This is a genomic window from Bradyrhizobium sp. ISRA442, assembly GCF_038085055.1.
Taxonomy (GTDB): Bacteria; Pseudomonadota; Alphaproteobacteria; order Rhizobiales; family Xanthobacteraceae; genus Bradyrhizobium.
The window spans coordinates 129,358-144,869 of the sequence record NZ_JALGCN010000007.1; the positions used below are offsets into that span (position 1 = coordinate 129,358).

Here is a 15,512-nt window from a genome sequence, read left to right on the forward strand (position 1 = left end):
GATTGCCGGCGTCAGGCCGCGGCCTTGCTCGCGATGACCTGCCGCATGTCGTTCGCGAGCTGGTAGTAGTGTCCCGCGAGCTTGAGGTAAAATTCGCGCTTGGCGCTATCGGTGGCGAGCTTGGCGATCAACTCGCATTCGGCGGTGAGTGTCTCGAAGCGTTCCAGCCTGTCCTGATGCTCTGTCATCGCCGTGTCCCCATTTTACGCAACAAGGACACTAAACCTAAGCCCGGGAAATAGGTCACTGCCAACATCGTTATTAGGTAGCATCAATTTTTCCCGGCGCAGGCAGCGCCGGCCGGCGCGAAGGACTATTTGCTGTCCATTCGCCAGGCACCGTCCCAATCGGCGGACGGCGGCTTGGCCTCAAACTGCGCGATGCGAGCGAGCATGGTACGTGACGGGCCATCGCCGGGGACGCTCTCCAAGGCGGCATTGAAGGCGGCGCGCGCATCGTCGAAACGGCGCGTGCGATAGGCGGCAAGGCCCTCGGCATAGCGGGCCCGCAGGCTGGTCTGCGCCTCGGTCAGCGCGCCGGCTCTTCCCAGCACCTCGAAGACGGCTTGCGGAATGCTCTGGCCCACGACGACGAGACGGTCGACCTCGCGCAGCTCGCAGCGCGACCCGATCGCATCCGCCGTCGTCTGCGAGATCAGGATGCGGGTACCGTAAGCCTTGTTGACGGCCTCCAGCCGCGAGGCGAGGTTCACCGCGTCGCCCATCACGGTGAAGCTCATCATCAGATCGGAGCCGATGCTGCCGGTCAAAACCTCGCCGGTGGCGATGCCGATGCGCAAGTCGCATGGCGCCGGCATGGCGCGAATGCCGAGCAGGTCCGGCAACTGCTTCTGAAGCCCGGGCACCTGGTCGGCCATGTCGATGGCGGCAAGGCAAGCAAGTTCGGCCTGCTCCGCATCCTCGATGAAGGGCGGGCCCCAATAGGCCATGATGGCATCGCCGATATATTTGTCGATGATGCCGCGATTGTTTCGGATCGGGCCGGACATCACCGTGAAGTAGTGGTTCATGACCTTGACGAGGCCGCGCGGGGTCATGCCCTCGCTCATCGAGGTGAAGCCGCTCATGTCGCAGAACATGATCGTCATCACGCGGCGCTGGCCGTCGATGGCGACCTCCGGCCGGTCAATCAGCCCCTGCACCACCTTGGGATCGATGTAGCGGCCGAAGGTCTCGCGGATGCGCTCGTTCTGGCGCAACTGCTCGATCATGCGGTTGAAGGCGCGGGCAAGCTCACCGATCTCGTCCTGGGTCGAGACGGTGATGGGCTTGTCGAAGCGACCCGCCTCGACCTCGCGGGTACCGGCGAGCAACAGTCGCACCGGCCGCGTGATACCGCTGGACACTAGGAGCGCAAAGGCAAGCCCGACGATCGCCGCGAGCGCCGTCACGATGCCGGAGATGATGATCGCCTGATGCTGGTGGCGGATCACCTGCGCGGTACTCGCGAAAACCTGTGACAGCATGTCGGCGCGGACGGCGTCGATGCGCTGGGTGAAGAGGTCGCGGAGCGTATCGATATGCGCAAGCGTCGCTCGCGCCTCCGCCATATCCTTGTTCACGTCCTTGGCGTCGAGCAGCCTGAGCAGCTTGGCGTGGTCCTGCTCGAGTTCGCGGCGAAGTTCTGTGACCGCGTTTTCGACCCGGGTCTCGATGCGCGCCAGTGCGGCATTGTCCGAGGGCGTGCTGGGATCGTCGATGATCGCGAGGATCAGTTTCCGCGCTGCTTCCGCCTCCGCCGCGATCTTGCTGTCCTCGTCCCGGAACTCGCGAAGGCGCGCTGCATAGGCCTCCTCATCCGAGGGCGTCTGCATCCTGACGATCACCATGCGTCGTAGCGCCAGCGCCCGCTCCAGCGAATGGATATTGGCACGCGCGAGGTGGCCATAGGCGGGAATGTAGCGGTTGGTCAGCTCATCCAGGAGATGACCGACGCGGCTCGACATCACCATCGACAGGATCGCGGTGACCAGCATCAGGATGATCAGTCCGAGGGCGATACCGACGATCTTGCGCCGGATCGACTGGTTGAATATCGGCATAAGTGCAAGCAAAGGGCTGAAGAACGGCTCGGGAACCTCAATACACCGGATTTGACCGTGGGAACACGTGCAATCTGACCGCGAAAGCGGGCGGCGGGCGCGCTGAAGCGGCGCAACTGGTGCGTGCGGCAAGACCAAATCGAAGTCCTTCCCCTCCACCGGAAAAGTTCCCGCTCGTTCCATCCGTTTTTTGCCGCAATGTTGCGTGAGCGTGACCGGCGCGAAACGATGCCCTATCATCACTGCCGCATCGCTTCTGAGTCTCAAGCCGCATCCGATCGCGGACCTTGGTTTGTAGTGGTTTCGCAGGGGGACCATCGAATGAACCAGTGCCTACGCTCGCTCGCGTGTGCCCTCGCCATTGCCGCGCTTGCTCTGATCTCGACCGAGGCAACGGCGAGAGGCAGTCACAAATCATCCGCACCGAAGAAAACGCATGAAGCCAAGTCTGGCAACAAGGCTGGCAAGCAGCGCCATGCCGCAGCGGGCAAGGCGCGGCACGGCAAACAGGCCGAAGCCAAACGCAGGTCGAAGAAGCCGGACGACGATGAGCCCTCGGACAAGCCGACGGCACCGCCCCTCACCGGCGACCTCGCCGCGCTGAAGGATGCAATCGACCTCGCGCGCAAGGGCAAGACCGGCGACGCTACCGCGGCGCGCGACCGGATCACCGACCCCGCGGGGCAGAAGCTCGCGGAATGGTTCATCCTGCGCCACTCCGAGACCACGGCGAATTTCGACCGCTACGCAGCCTTCATTGCCGCCAATCCGGACTGGCCGAGCAGCGCGCTGATGCGCCGGCGCGCGGAAGCGCGGCTCTGGCAGGACAAGAGCGCTGCGGCCACCGTGCACAAATTCACGATGGACCGGCCAACCAGCGCCAAGGGCAAATTTGCGCTCGCCCGCGTGCTGCTTGCCGAGGGCGATCGCGACCGCGCGCAAATCCTTGTCCGCAGTGCCTGGCGCACCGACGAACTGTCCGAGCGCAGCGAAGAGGATGCCTATGAGGCGTTCGGCGATCTCCTGACCGCGGACGACCATCGCGCACGCATGGACAAGCGCTTGGGGGCCAAGGACTACGCCGGCGCGAAGCGCGCGGCCAAGCGGCTCGGCAGCGACGAGCTTGCGATCGTCAAGGCCTGCGCAGCGGTCACCGGCAAGGCGAACAAGGCCAAGGACTATCTCGACGACGTGGCGACTGAAACGCGCCGCGATCTCGGCTACGTGCTGTGCCGCGCGCAGTGGCACCTGCAGAAGGACCACATCGATGATGCGGCCGAGGTGATCCTCGCAGCCGCGCCCGCCACCATGGCGGCCCAGGATACCGACGCCTGGTGGCGCGAGCGGCGCCTTCTGGCGCGCAAGCTGCTCGACCAGGGCAAGTCCAGGACCGCCTATGACGTGGTGCGCACGGCCGCAGTGCCGGAAAAGGAGGTCTATCGCATCGACTACCACTTCATGTGCGGCTGGATCGCACTACGTTATCTCGACGACCCCAAAACAGCGATGGCGCACTTCGCCTCGATCGACGAAGGCTCGGTCAATCCGATCGCGCTGTCGCGGGCCCATTACTGGCGCGGCCGCGCCGCCGAGGCGATGGGCGCGACGGCCGATGCCCGCCAGAGCTATCAGGCGGCGGCGCGTTATTCGACCGCCTATTACGGTCAGCTCGCCCGCGCCAAGCTCGGCCTCCACCGGATCGAGCTGCGCGCGCCCTCGCCCGTACTGGCCTCGGCCGACACACCGCCCGCAGACGAGCGCGTGCGCGCGGCCGACATGCTCTACGCCATCGGCGAGCGCGACGTCGCGTTCTATTTCGTCGGCGATTTCGCCGAGCAGAGCAGCGACGTAGCCGCCCTCGAGGGGCTCGGCGAGCTCGCTGGCCGGCACAACGACGCCCACGCAATGCTCGAGATCGGCAAGTCGGCGCTGGCACGCGGGCTGGCGCTTGACCATTACGCCTTCCCGACCATCGGAATCCCCGCGCACAAGCAGATCGCGCCCGAGATCGAGCAAAGCGTGATCTACTCGGTGGTGCGCACAGAAAGCTCCTTCGACCAGCGCGACAAGTCGCCCGCTAACGCGGTCGGCCTGATGCAGGTGACGCCGGAGGCGGGGCGCGACACGGCCAAGCGCTTCGGGGTGAGCTACGACTGGGACCGCATGGTCTCCGATCCCGTCTATAACACGCAGATGGGCGCGGCCGAGCTCAGCGCGCTTCTGTCGGAGTATCGCGGCAACCAGATCATGACCTTCGCCGGCTACAATGCCGGCCGCGGCCGGGTGCGCGACTGGGTGCAGGCGCATGGCGATCCGCGCGACCCCAATGTCGATCCGGTCGACTGGGTCGAGCGCATTCCGCTGTCTGAGACGCGCAACTACGTGCAGCGCGTGATGGAGAACGTGCAGGTCTATCGCCAGCGGTTCGAGGGCATTGGCGTTGCGACAGCGAAGTCCGAGCAGCGCGTCCCGACGCACGAAGTGAGCGCGGCCCCGACGGCATCGGCCGCAGCCCCCGCGCCCTAGGCGTGCACCGCCGGGGCTGGACGCGGCGCGACGCTGGACGCGGTGACTGCGGCCGACGGCTCTGCGCGGCGCGCATCATTCGGCTAGCCGTCACCTCCTTCCCTGGTCAGAAGGTCGTGCGTGCGCAGATATGCCTCGGTCAGCGAGCGCGAGAGCGCGCCCATGTGCATCATGCAGCTCCAGCCCGAAATCGCCGCCAGCACCGTGATCGCTTCGAGCGAGCTGCGATAGGGCCAAAGCATGTCGATGGCCGTCTGGTGATATCGACGGTAGCAATCGTAGTCGCAATACCGCTCTTGCTTGGATACATGCCGTACGTAGCTCGACCCCAGCGGCTGGGCGCACGCACTGCAGGCTGCGCCATGGCGGGGACATTCCTGATTGACGAGCATGAATCTCAACGCCGTGTCCTTTCCTGCCGAAAGGTGCATGCACCGATCGTCTCGCCGCAACCTGCTCAAGACGCCGCTCGCGCGCGCTCCCCGATCGACGACACCGCTTCGTGATGACGCGCGTAGCATGCGTGGTCGCAGTAGGGCAGCGATGTTCGGACGTCGCGCAGATAGCCGCCGCTGATCTCCTCGCAGCACCACAGGCAGAACGTCTTGCGAAACGGCGTCCTGCCATTCACCAGTATGAACCTCACGTGGCACCTCCCAGCGCGAAGCAGTAGACCGTATCGACCATCGAGGCGGACGGCGGCGGCGCGCAAAGATGATTGCGGCCGTCGGGATTGTCTCTGTTGCGTTCAACCTTCTGGGGCGGGATGAGGATGTATTTCCCGTCTTCCCGGCGGCGCGCGTAGATCCTGCCGTCGACGTACCGTATCTCGGTCGGGTAGCAATCCGCGTCGTTGCAGCAGCTCAGCGCTGGATTGTCGGGCATGTGCCAGCCCGAATAGAACTTCTCGTGCAGCAGTAGATCCTGCGGCGGATGGTGACGATGTGCGCCGTCCTGCCCAGCCTCCTCAGCCTCCACCGCCGTCATCGACGGAAGCGAAAGCATCATGACCAAGAGGAGCTTGCAAGCACGGCGCACCGCACGACCTCCCGATTCAGAGTCTGCCGAATGGACCACATCCGGCGGCCGATCCTCACGCCGCCTGAAATCGGAACAGCCAGCGGCGGTCGCGCTCGCGACGCGCCCTGAAGTGGTCGAGACATTTCCTCGAGCAGAGCGGCGCTTTCCAGGAATAGTATCGGATCAGACCAAACTTCCCGCCACAGACGGCGCAGCCTTTGGAGTCAGCGCGGCGCTCGGAGTGTTCAGACCTATCGCACATTGTCCTCTCCTTTGACCTCTCGGGGGTCCTGGCTTCCTTGTGCGCAAATGCGCGGTCACCACGGTCGTCACGGAAAATGCGGCTTCTCAATCGTGCCCCGCCAATTCATCCGGGAAGTCAGGGCGGCGGAGGCGGAGCCCGGCTCTTTGGGTGCAGCACACCGAGCTTCTCGGCAATTTGTGCTCCGCAAATCGACTCCTCTCGATTGGCCGCAAGACTATTCCCCGCGCAACCGCTCGCTCAATTGTACGGAGGTAAATGCGCGCTAGAACTAGGGATGGGCGAGCTATACGTAGGTTTGTTCCGTAGTACTCCGGAGCTTTTGCCGACCTCGCGCAACGAGACGGCGCAACGCTCGCAGGCTGCACGGTGCCCGCGAAACGGACGCAAAGCCCGGCTTTGGTCAGAAGGAGAATTGCTCCCCTTGTTCCAAAGTGCTCTACTCACATCGACCATGCGCGCCGGGACGCCTGCGATGATGCCTGGCCAGATCGCAAAATTTGGGAATTCGGCCGCACAATTGCTGCTCGGCGGCCTCGCGGCGCTTCGATCATTCGGCAATGGCGAGAAGGACAAGCCCGCGGTCGGAGATGATCCGCGGCAGGACATCAGCGATCTGCGCGACGCCGTGAAGCAGTGGCGCGAGGTGTTCGAGCACAATCCGGTCATGTACTTCATGGTCGATCCGGCCGGAACCGTGCTCAACGTGAATACGTTCGGCGCCGCACAGCTCGGCTACACGGCGCCCGAGCTAATCGGCCAATCCGTGCTGAACGTCTTCTTCGAGGAGGACCACGACGCCGTCCGTCGGTGCATCGCGTTGTGCCTGGAAACCGTGGACCAGTCGCATACCTGGGAGATTCGCAAGTTCCGGAAGGACGGTTCGGTGCTCTGGGTCCGTGAAAACGCCAAGGCGATGCTGCGCGGCGACGGCACGCCGATCGTGCTGGTCGCCTGCGAGAACATCACCCAGCGCAAGGAAGCGGAGGATGCGCTCCGGCAGAGCGAGGCCTACCTCGCCCAGGCACAGGAATTGAGCCGCACCGGCAGCTTCGGCTTGAGCCTCGCGACAGGCGAGGCCGTCTGGTCAAGGGAGACCTTTCGCATCTTCCAATGCGACCCGGCGACAAAGCCGACCCTGAACTTCGTCTTTCAGCGCATCCATCCCGAAGATCGCGACACGGTCCGAAGGACGCTTGATCGGGCTTACCGCGAAGCAGAGGATTTCGACCACGAATATCGCCTGCTGATGCCGGATGGATCCGTCAAATATCTGCACTCCGTGGCGCGCGCGGTGCGACATGCGTCCGGGCGCATCGAGTTCGTCGGGGCTGTCACCGATGTCACGGTTGCAAAGGAGGCGGAACAGAGGCTGCGTCGCAGCGAGGCCTATTTGGCCGAGGCCCAACGGCTCAGCCACACAAGTAGCTGGGCCTGGGACGTGCGCCGTCAGGAGTTCGCCTACCGGTCGGCTGAACTGTACCGCCTGTTTGGATTCGAGCCGGACCAGATCGATCTACCGGCGCGGGCTTTCCAGCAACGTATCCTGCCCGAGGACTTTCGACGAATTGTCGAGGTGGAAGCCCAGGCAATCCGGGAAAAGAAGCCCTTCGAAGTCGACTTTCGCATTGCGCGCCCGGACGGCTCGATCAGACGTGTCCATACCGAGGGGCATCCCGTCATAGGGAGCGACGGCGAAGTGATGGAAATCATCGGCACACATGTGGACGTCACCGAGCAGGTCGCCGCCAAGGAAGCGCTACAAAGGGCATTCGACGAGCTCAAGACATCCGAGCAACGATTCCGCGACTACGCCGAAACCGCATCGGACTGGTTTTGGGAGACCGGCCCGGACCACCGCATCACGCGGATATCGGAACACACCGATACGTCCACCGCCCCGCCGACGGGTTTGATCGGCCTGACCCGTTGGGACATTCCTCCCGATGCCGAGCTCGAGCCGGAGAAGTGGGAGCAGCATCGCGCGGCGCTCGATGCCCACCTTCCGTTCCGCGACCTGATCTACCACAGCAAGGATCGCAACGGATCTCCAATCTACGTGCGCACCAGCGGCAAGCCCTTCCATGACGCGAGCGGCAATTTTCTCGGCTATCGTGGCGTCAGCACCGACGTAACGGCGGCGATCCGCGCCGAGCAGGCCGAAGAAGCGCTGCGCAGAGCGCAAGCCGAGCTTACCCACGTCACGCGCGTCACGACGCTCGGCGAGCTCACGGCCTCGATTGCCCATGAAATCACCCAGCCTATTGCCGCCGTGATCTCCAATGCGGACGCCTGCATCGGCTGGCTCGGCCGCCAACCTGCTGATCTGAAGGCTGCGCGCCGTTCCGCGGAATGGATCGTCGAGGATGCCAATCGGGCCAGCGAGGTGATCCGCCGGATCAGGGCACTTGCGAAGAAGACCGAGATCGAAGTGGGTCCACTCGACATCAACCAGGTCGTCAGGGAGGCGGTGGCCCTCGTTCGGCGCGAGCTCGCCACCCATGCTGTGTCGGTGCGAATGGAGTTGACGTCCGACCTGCCCAGCATTTGCGGCGACCGGATTCAGCTCCAGCAGGTGCTGATCAACCTGGTGATGAACGGCATCGAAGCCATGCAAACCAATGTCGACCGCCCGCGCGAGCTGACGATCCGCTCCAGCCGGGCGAGCGATGACGGCGACGGCCGGCTGCTCCTCACCGTGACGGATTGCGGTGTCGGTCTTGGCAAGGACGTAGCGGACCGCATCTTCACGCCCTTCTTCACCACCAAATCAGGCGGCCTGGGGATGGGGCTCTCGATCTGCAGATCGATCATCGAGGCTCATGCAGGTCGGCTTTCGGCCTTTCCCAACGACGGAGGCGGTGCAACATTCCAGATCGCCCTGCCCTTGCCGCACGAGGACACGTCGTGATCGACCACCCCAAGCCGACCCAGACGCAGGCGAGCGCCGATGGTCCGATCGTCCTGATTGTCGACGACGATCCGTCGATGCGTCGCGCACTCACCAATCTCTTTCAATCGGTCGGCCTCAAGGTCGAGGCCTTCGGCTCGGCGGCCGAGATCATGGACGCCAAACCGCCGGCGGTGCCGAGCTGCCTCGTGCTCGACATCCGCCTACCGGGCTCAAGCGGCCTCGACCTCCAGGCGGACCTCGCCAAGGCCAATATTCACACGCCCATCATCTTCATCACCGGCCATGGCGATATTCCAATGACCGTCAGGGCGATGAAAAGCGGCGCGGTCGATTTTCTGACCAAGCCGGTGCGCGACCAGGACATGCTGGATGCGGTGCAGGCTGCGATCGAACGGGATCGCAAGCGGCGCGATGCGGAGAAGTCGGTCTCGGGCGTGCGGTCCCGCTTCGAAAGCCTGACAGTGCGCCAGCGCGACGTCCTCACCTTGGTCGCGTCCGGCCTGATGAACAAGCAGGTCGCTGCCGAGCTTGGCTTGGCGGAGATTACCGTCAAGATCTATCGCGGGCAGATCATGCGGAAGATGGGCGCGAAGTCATTGGCCGATCTCGTCAGAATGACGGAGGCACTCGGGATCTCTCGCACCAGGGGGAACCTGCAAACCTAAGTATGCTTTTCAAGTTCGCTCCGGGGGCCCACTTTCCAGTGGGCGGCTGCGCCAAGGTCGGCGGCTCCCCGATCAGGAGCGATCTTCTTGTCAGTCCCTTCGATCATTTCTGTCGTCGACGATGATCCATCCGTCCGCCTTGCGACGAACAATCTCCTGACGTCGCGGGGATACACGGTCTACACCTTTGGCTCCGCTCGCGAATTTCTCCAATCGGCCGAACTCAACACGACCTCCTGCGTGATCGCGGATGTACAGATGTCGGCCATGAGCGGCGTTGATCTGTTGACGCATATGCGCGGCCTCGGCCGCCGCACGCCCTTCATCTTCGTGACGGCCTTTCCGGACGATGCCGTGCGTGACCGCGCATTGAGAGCCGGCGCGATCTGCTTTCTCGCCAAGCCATTTTCCACGCCCGCCCTGATTCAATGTCTGGAGACGGCGCTGTCGGCGCCCGGTGACGCCGCCATCTGATGCGGCCACACTCGCCCTGGCGAGGCGCCTCAATCCACCTTGATATTGGCGGCCTTGATGATCGGCCACCATTTTGCGATCTCGGCTTTCTGGCGTGCGCCGAGGGCTTCTGGGGTGAGCTGATCCTTGGGCGTCATCTCCAGGCCCTGGTTTTCAAGCTGCTTCTTCACCGCGGGATCGTTCAGCGCTTCCACCGCCGCGGCGTTGAGCTTGGTCACGATCTCCTTCGGCGTGCCCTTCGGCACCCACATTCCCGACCACAGCGTCATGTTGAAGCCTTTAAGACCCGCCTCTGCCGCGGTCGGAATCTCCGGCGCCGAGGACAGGCGCTTGTCGTCGCTGATCGCATAGGCGCGGATGGTGCCGGCGCGGACCTGGTTGATCGAGTTGGAGGTCTGGTCGACGATGATGTCGATCTGCCCCGCGATGAGATCGTTCAGGGCGGGGCCGGTGCCGCGATACGGTACGTATTGCAGCTTGATGCCGGTGACGCTTTCGAAATAGACGCCGGCTATGTGGCTGCCGGAGCCCGCGCCGGCCGTGCCGGCGGTCGCGGGTGACGGCCGCGATTTGAGCCAGGCCAGCAGGTCCTTCAGCGAGGTCGCAGGCACGGCATTTTTGCTGACGACGATCATCGGGTTGCTCGGCAGCAACACCACCGGTTCGAGATCGGCAACCAAATCGTAGTTGAGCTTGTAGACGGCGCCGTTGGCGACATGGGTGCCGAGATGGCCGAAGGAGATGGTGTAGCCGTCGGGCGGCGAATGCACGGCACGGCCGACGCCGATCGAGCCGCCGGCCCCGGTGACGTTCTCGATCACCACGGCCTGTCCGAGCGTCACCCGCATCCGCTCGGCAAGCACCCGCGCCATCGCGTCCGAGGGGCCGCCGGCCGCGAACGGCACGATGATGGTGATGGGGTGTGAGGGAAAATCGTCGGCACGCGCAACGCCCGTCAACGCGAGAATGCCGATCAGCCCGGCCCAGACGGCCTTCTTCATTGTCGTCTCCCCAGCAATGTCATTCTTATTTTTTGTCCTCTCCCCGCGTAGGGGAAGAGGGATCATTCGTGACGTATTGCCGCGCCGGAGCGCGTTCGTCGCGCTCCGGCCGCTTGGTCCCGCGCTAGAACTGCGAGTAGTCGATCGGCTTGTGGCGATCGAGCGTGCGGGTGACCGGCGGCAGCGGATATTTCAGACCGGTCGCGCAGTTGAACAACATCACGCGATCGGTCTTGCCGACGCGGCCGTCGGCCAGACTCTGCTTGTAGGCGGCGTAGGTGGCGGCGCCTTCCGGGCACAGCAACAGCCCCTCCTCGCGCGCAACCTCGTTCAGCGCGGACGAAATCTTGTCGTCGTCGACCGCGATGGCAAAGCCCTTGCTCTCGCGCACGGCGCGCAGGATCAGGAAATCGCCGATCGCCTGCGGCACGCGGATGCCGGAGGCGATGGTGTGGGCATCCTCCCAGCGCGTCGCATGCTCGGTGCCCGCCTCATAGGCGCGGACCATCGGCGCGCAGCCCGACGCCTGGACCGCGACCATGCGCGGGCGCTTGGCACCGATGAAGCCGATCTTCTCGAGCTCATCGAAGGCCTTCCACATGCCGATCAGGCCGGTACCGCCGCCGGTCGGGTAGAAGATCACGTCGGGCACGTCCCAGCCGAGCTGCTCGGCGAGCTCCAGCCCCATAGTCTTCTTGCCCTCGATCCGGTACGGCTCCTTCAGCGTCGAGGTGTCGAACCAGCCGACCTTGGCCTTGCCCTCGCCGACGATCTTGCCGCAATCGTCGATATAGCCGTTGACGCGGTAGACGGTCGCGCCCTGGAGCTCGATCTCGCTGACGTTCACCTCGGGCGTATCGGCCGGGCAGAAGATCGTGGTCTTGATGCCGCAGGCCGTCGCATAGGCCGCGACCGCGGCGCCTGCGTTGCCGTTGGTCGGCATCGCCATGTGCTTGATGCCGAGCGCCTTGCCCATCGACACCGCCATCACCAAGCCGCGCGCCTTGAACGAGCCGGTCGGCAGGCGCCCCTCGTCCTTGACGATGATCTCGCCGCCGCCGAGTTTTGCCCCGAGCTTCGGCAGCCGGATCAATGGCGTGGTGACCTCGCCGAGCGAGACGATGTCCTTGCATTTGCGGACCGGCAAAAGCTCGCGGTAGCGCCACATGTCCGCCGGACGTTGCGCCAGCGCATCCTTCGTCAGCGCCTTCTTCACGCCGGCGAGATCATAGCGCACCAAAAGCGGCTTGCCGGCCTTGGAGAGGTTGTGGACCTGGTCGGCGGGATAATGGTCGCCTTCCATCGCGCATTCGAGATGGGTGACGAAGGTCGGGCGTTCGATGGTGAGGTTGTCGTTGTCTTGCATGGGTTCGTCCCTCTTCTTGTTCTGGTCTATTCCCTACTCAATCCGTCACCCTGAGGTGCCGGAGCGAAGCTGAGGCCTCGAAGGCCGACGGCCCGCCTGCGGAATCCTGGCCGTTCATCCTTCGAGGCGCCCAGCGCGTTGCGATGCACTGCGCAGCTCGCACCTCAGGATGACGGGACTGCTATCGCCGCGCGACGCGGATCTTCAGCCCGATCAAATATTCAGCACCCGCCCGTAGGCATCCAGCACGGCTTCCTTCATCATCTCCGATAGCGTCGGATGCGGGAAGACCGTGTGCATCAGTTCCTCTTCCGTCGTCTCCAGGTTCATGGCGACCACGTAGCCCTGGATCAGCTCGGTGACCTCAGCGCCGATCATGTGCGCACCGAGGAGCTGGCCGGTCTTCTTGTCGAAGATGACCTTGACCAGCCCCTGGTCCTCGCCGAGCGCGATCGACTTGCCGTTGCCGACGAAGGGGAAGCGGCCGACTCGGATCTCGCGGCCATTCTCCTTGGCCTTGGCTTCGGTCAGGCCGACGGAAGCGACCTGCGGATGGCAATAGGTGCAGCCCGGGATCATGTTCTTTTCCATGGCGTGCGGATGCAAGCCCTTGATCGCCTCGACGCAGATCACGCCCTCATGCTCGGCCTTGTGGGCCAACATCGGCGGCCCGGAAACGTCGCCGATGGCGTAGATGCCGGGAACGTTGGTCTTGCCGTAGCCGTCGATCACGATACAGCCGCGGTCGGTTTTGACGCCGAGCTTTTCGAGCCCAAGATTCTCGATGTTGCCGACGACGCCGACCGCCGAGATCACACGCTCGAACTCGGTGGTGACCGGCTTGCCCTTGCCGTCGTCGATGGTCGCAACGACGCTGTCGGCCTTCTTCTCGAGCTTGGTCACCTTGGTCGAGGACATGATCTTGATGCCCTGCTTCTCGAAACGCTTTCGCGCAAGGCCTGCGATCTCTGCGTCCTCGACGGGCAAGATCTGCGGCAGCACCTCGACCACGGTCACATTGGAGCCCATGGTGTGGAAGAAGGAAGCGAACTCGATGCCGATTGCGCCGGAGCCGACGACGAGGAGCGACTTCGGAATCCGCTCCGGCACCATCGCCTCGAAATAGGTCCAGACCAGCTTCTTGTCCGGCTCGAGCCCGGGCAGCACGCGCGGCCGCGCCCCGGTCGCGACGATGATGTGCTTGGCCTGATAGGCCCCCTCGCCGAGCGCGCCCTTCGGTGCCTCGACGTCGGACTTCTTCACGGTGATCTTGCCCGGCGCATCGATCGAGGCGGCGCCCCAGATGACGCTCACCTTGTTCTTCTTCATCAGGAAGCCGACGCCGTCGTTCAGCCGGCTCGAGACGCCGCGCGAGCGCTGCACCACGGCTTTCGCATCGAACGAGACTTTCTCCGCCGACAGGCCGTAGTCCTTGGCGTGCTGCATGTAATGATAGATCTCGGCCGAGCGCAGCAGCGCTTTCGTCGGAATGCAGCCCCAGTTCAGGCAGATGCCGCCGAGATAGGACTTCTCGACGATCGCGGTCTTGAAGCCGAGTTGCGCGGCACGGATCGCGGTGACGTAGCCGCCGGGGCCGGAGCCGATGATGATGACGTCGAAGGATGTATCGGCCATGCTGTACGCTCGTTCCCGTTCGACCGGCCTGAATGTTCGAGACCGTCATTGCGAGGAGCTCTTGCGACGAAGCAATCCAGCCTGCCGGTAGCGCCCTGGACTGCTTCGCGGAGCCTGCCATCGGGCTGCGCTTTACGCAGAACCGATGGCTCGCAATGACGACGCGGATGCTTTCGTCGTCACACCATCATCATGACGGGGTTTTCGATGAGCTGCTTGAAGGCGCCGATCAGCTCGGCGCCGAGCGCGCCGTCGATGGCACGGTGATCGCACGACAAGGTCACGCTCATCATCTGCGCGATCTCGATCTTGCCGCCACGGACCACGGGGCGCTCTTCCGAGGTGCCGACCGCGAGGATGGTCGCGTGCGGCGGGTTGATCACAGCGGTGAAGTGGTTGATGCCGTACATGCCGAGGTTGGACACGGCCGTGGTGCCGCCCTGGTACTCCTCGGGCTTCAGCTTGCGTGAGCGGGCCCGCGCCGCAAAATCCTTCATCTCGTTGGAGATGGTCGAGAGTGTCTTGGTCTCCGCCTTGCGAATGATCGGCGTGATCAGGCCGCCGGGCATCGCCACGGCGACGCCGACGTCGGAATGGTGATGCTTGACCATGCCGGACTCGGTCCAGCTCACATTGCAGTTCGGGATCTTCTGCAGCGCGACCGCCATCGCCTTGATGACGAAGTCGTTGACCGAGATCTTGTAGAGCGGCTTCTTCTCCTTGTCCTTTGGAGCGGCCGCGTTGATCTCCTCGCGCGCGACGAGCAGCTTGCCGATGTCGCAGTCGATGGTGAGGTAGAAGTGCGGGACCTGCTGCACCGATGCGGTCAGGCGCTGCGCGATGGTGCGGCGCATGCCGTCATGCGGGACGATGTCGTAGGAGCCGGGCTCGAACAACGCCAGGATCTGCTTGTCCGACATGGTTGGCGCGATTGCGGGACCGGCGGACGGCGCGGCTCCGGGCGCCTTCAGGCCCTTGCCGGACTTGGCCTGTTCGACATCGCGCGCGACTACGCGTCCGTGCGGGCCAGTGCCCGTCACCATCGCAATCTCGATGCCGGCGTCCTTGGCAAGCCGGCGCGCCAACGGTGACGAGAACACGCGGCCGCCCTGGCCGTTGCCCTGCACGGCGGGTGTTGCGGCCTGCGGCGCCGGCGAAGCGGCGGGCGGTGCAGCCTTCGGCGCAGCGGGCGCAGGCGCGGGAGCCGGTGCTTCGGCGGCCTTCTCAGGTGCCTTGGGCGGTACGGCCGAGGCGCTGGGCTTCGCAGCGCCCGCGCTCGCGGCCTTCACGTCCTCGCCTTCCCCGGCGAGAACTGCGATGACGTCGTTGACCGCGACGTCCTGGGTGCCTTCGGGCACAAGGATTTTGGCAATCGTGCCCTCGTCGATGGCCTCGACCTCCATGGTGGCCTTGTCGGTCTCGATCTCGGCGATGACGTCGCCCGATTTGACCTTGTCGCCCTCTTTCTTCAGCCACTTGGCGAGGTTGCCCTTCTCCATCGTCGGCGAGAGAGCTGGCATCAGGATGTTGATGGGCATGCTGACCTCACGAAGAACTTCTCAAAACGTCGTCCTCCACAGGAAGACG

Annotated in this window: 13 protein-coding genes; 4 read left to right on the plus strand and 9 right to left on the minus strand. The window is 64.2% G+C overall.

What is annotated here, in order from left to right; translation table 11 throughout:
- Nucleotides 1-11: 11 nt before the first annotated feature.
- Together MTR72_RS17145 and MTR72_RS17150 are read right to left on the minus strand one after the other, a co-directional pair.
- Nucleotides 12-188, minus strand: a complete 177-nt coding sequence (locus MTR72_RS17145; protein WP_280970790.1) for a hypothetical protein — start codon at nucleotides 186-188, stop codon at nucleotides 12-14.
- Nucleotides 189-313: 125 nt separating this feature from the next.
- Nucleotides 314-2,062: an adenylate/guanylate cyclase domain-containing protein gene (locus MTR72_RS17150; RefSeq protein WP_341510738.1), complete on the minus strand. Its 1,749-nt coding sequence runs from the start codon at nucleotides 2,060-2,062 to the stop codon at nucleotides 314-316.
- 321 nt (nucleotides 2,063-2,383) lie between these two features.
- On the opposite strand from MTR72_RS17150, the gene MTR72_RS17155 reads away from it, so the two are divergent.
- A complete protein-coding gene (locus MTR72_RS17155) occupies nucleotides 2,384-4,588 on the plus strand; it encodes a lytic transglycosylase domain-containing protein (protein WP_280970789.1) in 2,205 nt (734 codons plus the stop codon).
- 83 nt (nucleotides 4,589-4,671) lie between these two features.
- Here MTR72_RS17155 and MTR72_RS17160 read toward each other — a convergent pair whose 3' ends face one another.
- From MTR72_RS17160 to MTR72_RS17170, 3 genes are all read right to left on the minus strand, one after another.
- A complete protein-coding gene (locus tag MTR72_RS17160) occupies nucleotides 4,672-4,830 on the minus strand; it encodes a hypothetical protein (RefSeq protein ID WP_280970788.1) in 159 nt (52 codons plus the stop codon).
- 215 nt (nucleotides 4,831-5,045) lie between these two features.
- Complete coding sequence (locus tag MTR72_RS17165) at nucleotides 5,046-5,234, minus strand: hypothetical protein (protein WP_280970787.1); 189 nt, start codon at nucleotides 5,232-5,234, stop codon at nucleotides 5,046-5,048.
- Nucleotides 5,231-5,626 carry a hypothetical protein gene (locus MTR72_RS17170; RefSeq protein WP_280970786.1) on the minus strand — a complete coding sequence of 132 codons (396 nt, stop codon included), beginning with the start codon at nucleotides 5,624-5,626 and terminating at the stop codon, nucleotides 5,231-5,233. The genes MTR72_RS17165 and MTR72_RS17170 overlap by 4 nt, the downstream gene beginning before the upstream one ends.
- A 719-nt stretch (nucleotides 5,627-6,345) precedes the next feature.
- On the opposite strand from MTR72_RS17170, the gene MTR72_RS17175 reads away from it, so the two are divergent.
- The 3 genes from MTR72_RS17175 to MTR72_RS17185 all read left to right on the plus strand — a co-directional run bounded on the left by MTR72_RS17175 (nucleotide 6,346) and on the right by MTR72_RS17185 (nucleotide 9,923).
- Complete coding sequence (locus MTR72_RS17175) at nucleotides 6,346-8,781, plus strand: PAS domain S-box protein (protein ID WP_280970785.1); 2,436 nt, start codon at nucleotides 6,346-6,348, stop codon at nucleotides 8,779-8,781.
- Nucleotides 8,778-9,449 carry a response regulator transcription factor gene (locus tag MTR72_RS17180; RefSeq protein ID WP_280970784.1) on the plus strand — a complete coding sequence of 224 codons (672 nt, stop codon included), beginning with the start codon at nucleotides 8,778-8,780 and terminating at the stop codon, nucleotides 9,447-9,449. Before MTR72_RS17175 ends, MTR72_RS17180 begins: the two co-directional genes overlap by 4 nt.
- Before the next feature lie 87 nt (nucleotides 9,450-9,536).
- Nucleotides 9,537-9,923: a response regulator transcription factor gene (locus MTR72_RS17185; RefSeq protein WP_280970783.1), complete on the plus strand. Its 387-nt coding sequence runs from the start codon at nucleotides 9,537-9,539 to the stop codon at nucleotides 9,921-9,923.
- Nucleotides 9,924-9,952: 29 nt separating this feature from the next.
- Here the strand turns inward: MTR72_RS17185 and MTR72_RS17190 are convergent, their stop codons facing one another.
- From MTR72_RS17190 to MTR72_RS17205, 4 genes are all read right to left on the minus strand, one after another.
- Nucleotides 9,953-10,924, minus strand: a complete 972-nt coding sequence (locus MTR72_RS17190) for a tripartite tricarboxylate transporter substrate binding protein BugD (protein ID WP_280970782.1) — start codon at nucleotides 10,922-10,924, stop codon at nucleotides 9,953-9,955.
- A 124-nt stretch (nucleotides 10,925-11,048) separates the two neighbouring features.
- Nucleotides 11,049-12,290 carry a threonine synthase gene (locus tag MTR72_RS17195; protein WP_280970781.1) on the minus strand — a complete coding sequence of 414 codons (1,242 nt, stop codon included), beginning with the start codon at nucleotides 12,288-12,290 and terminating at the stop codon, nucleotides 11,049-11,051.
- 213 nt (nucleotides 12,291-12,503) lie between these two features.
- Entirely contained in the window at nucleotides 12,504-13,925 is a 1,422-nt protein-coding gene (gene lpdA / locus MTR72_RS17200; protein ID WP_341510739.1) for a dihydrolipoyl dehydrogenase, read from the minus strand.
- 179 nt (nucleotides 13,926-14,104) lie between these two features.
- The gene (locus MTR72_RS17205; RefSeq protein ID WP_280970779.1) at nucleotides 14,105-15,463 is read right to left on the minus strand and encodes a pyruvate dehydrogenase complex dihydrolipoamide acetyltransferase; all 1,359 of its coding nucleotides are present in this window, start codon (nucleotides 15,461-15,463) and stop codon (nucleotides 14,105-14,107) included.
- Between the last annotated feature and the right edge of the window lie 49 nt (nucleotides 15,464-15,512).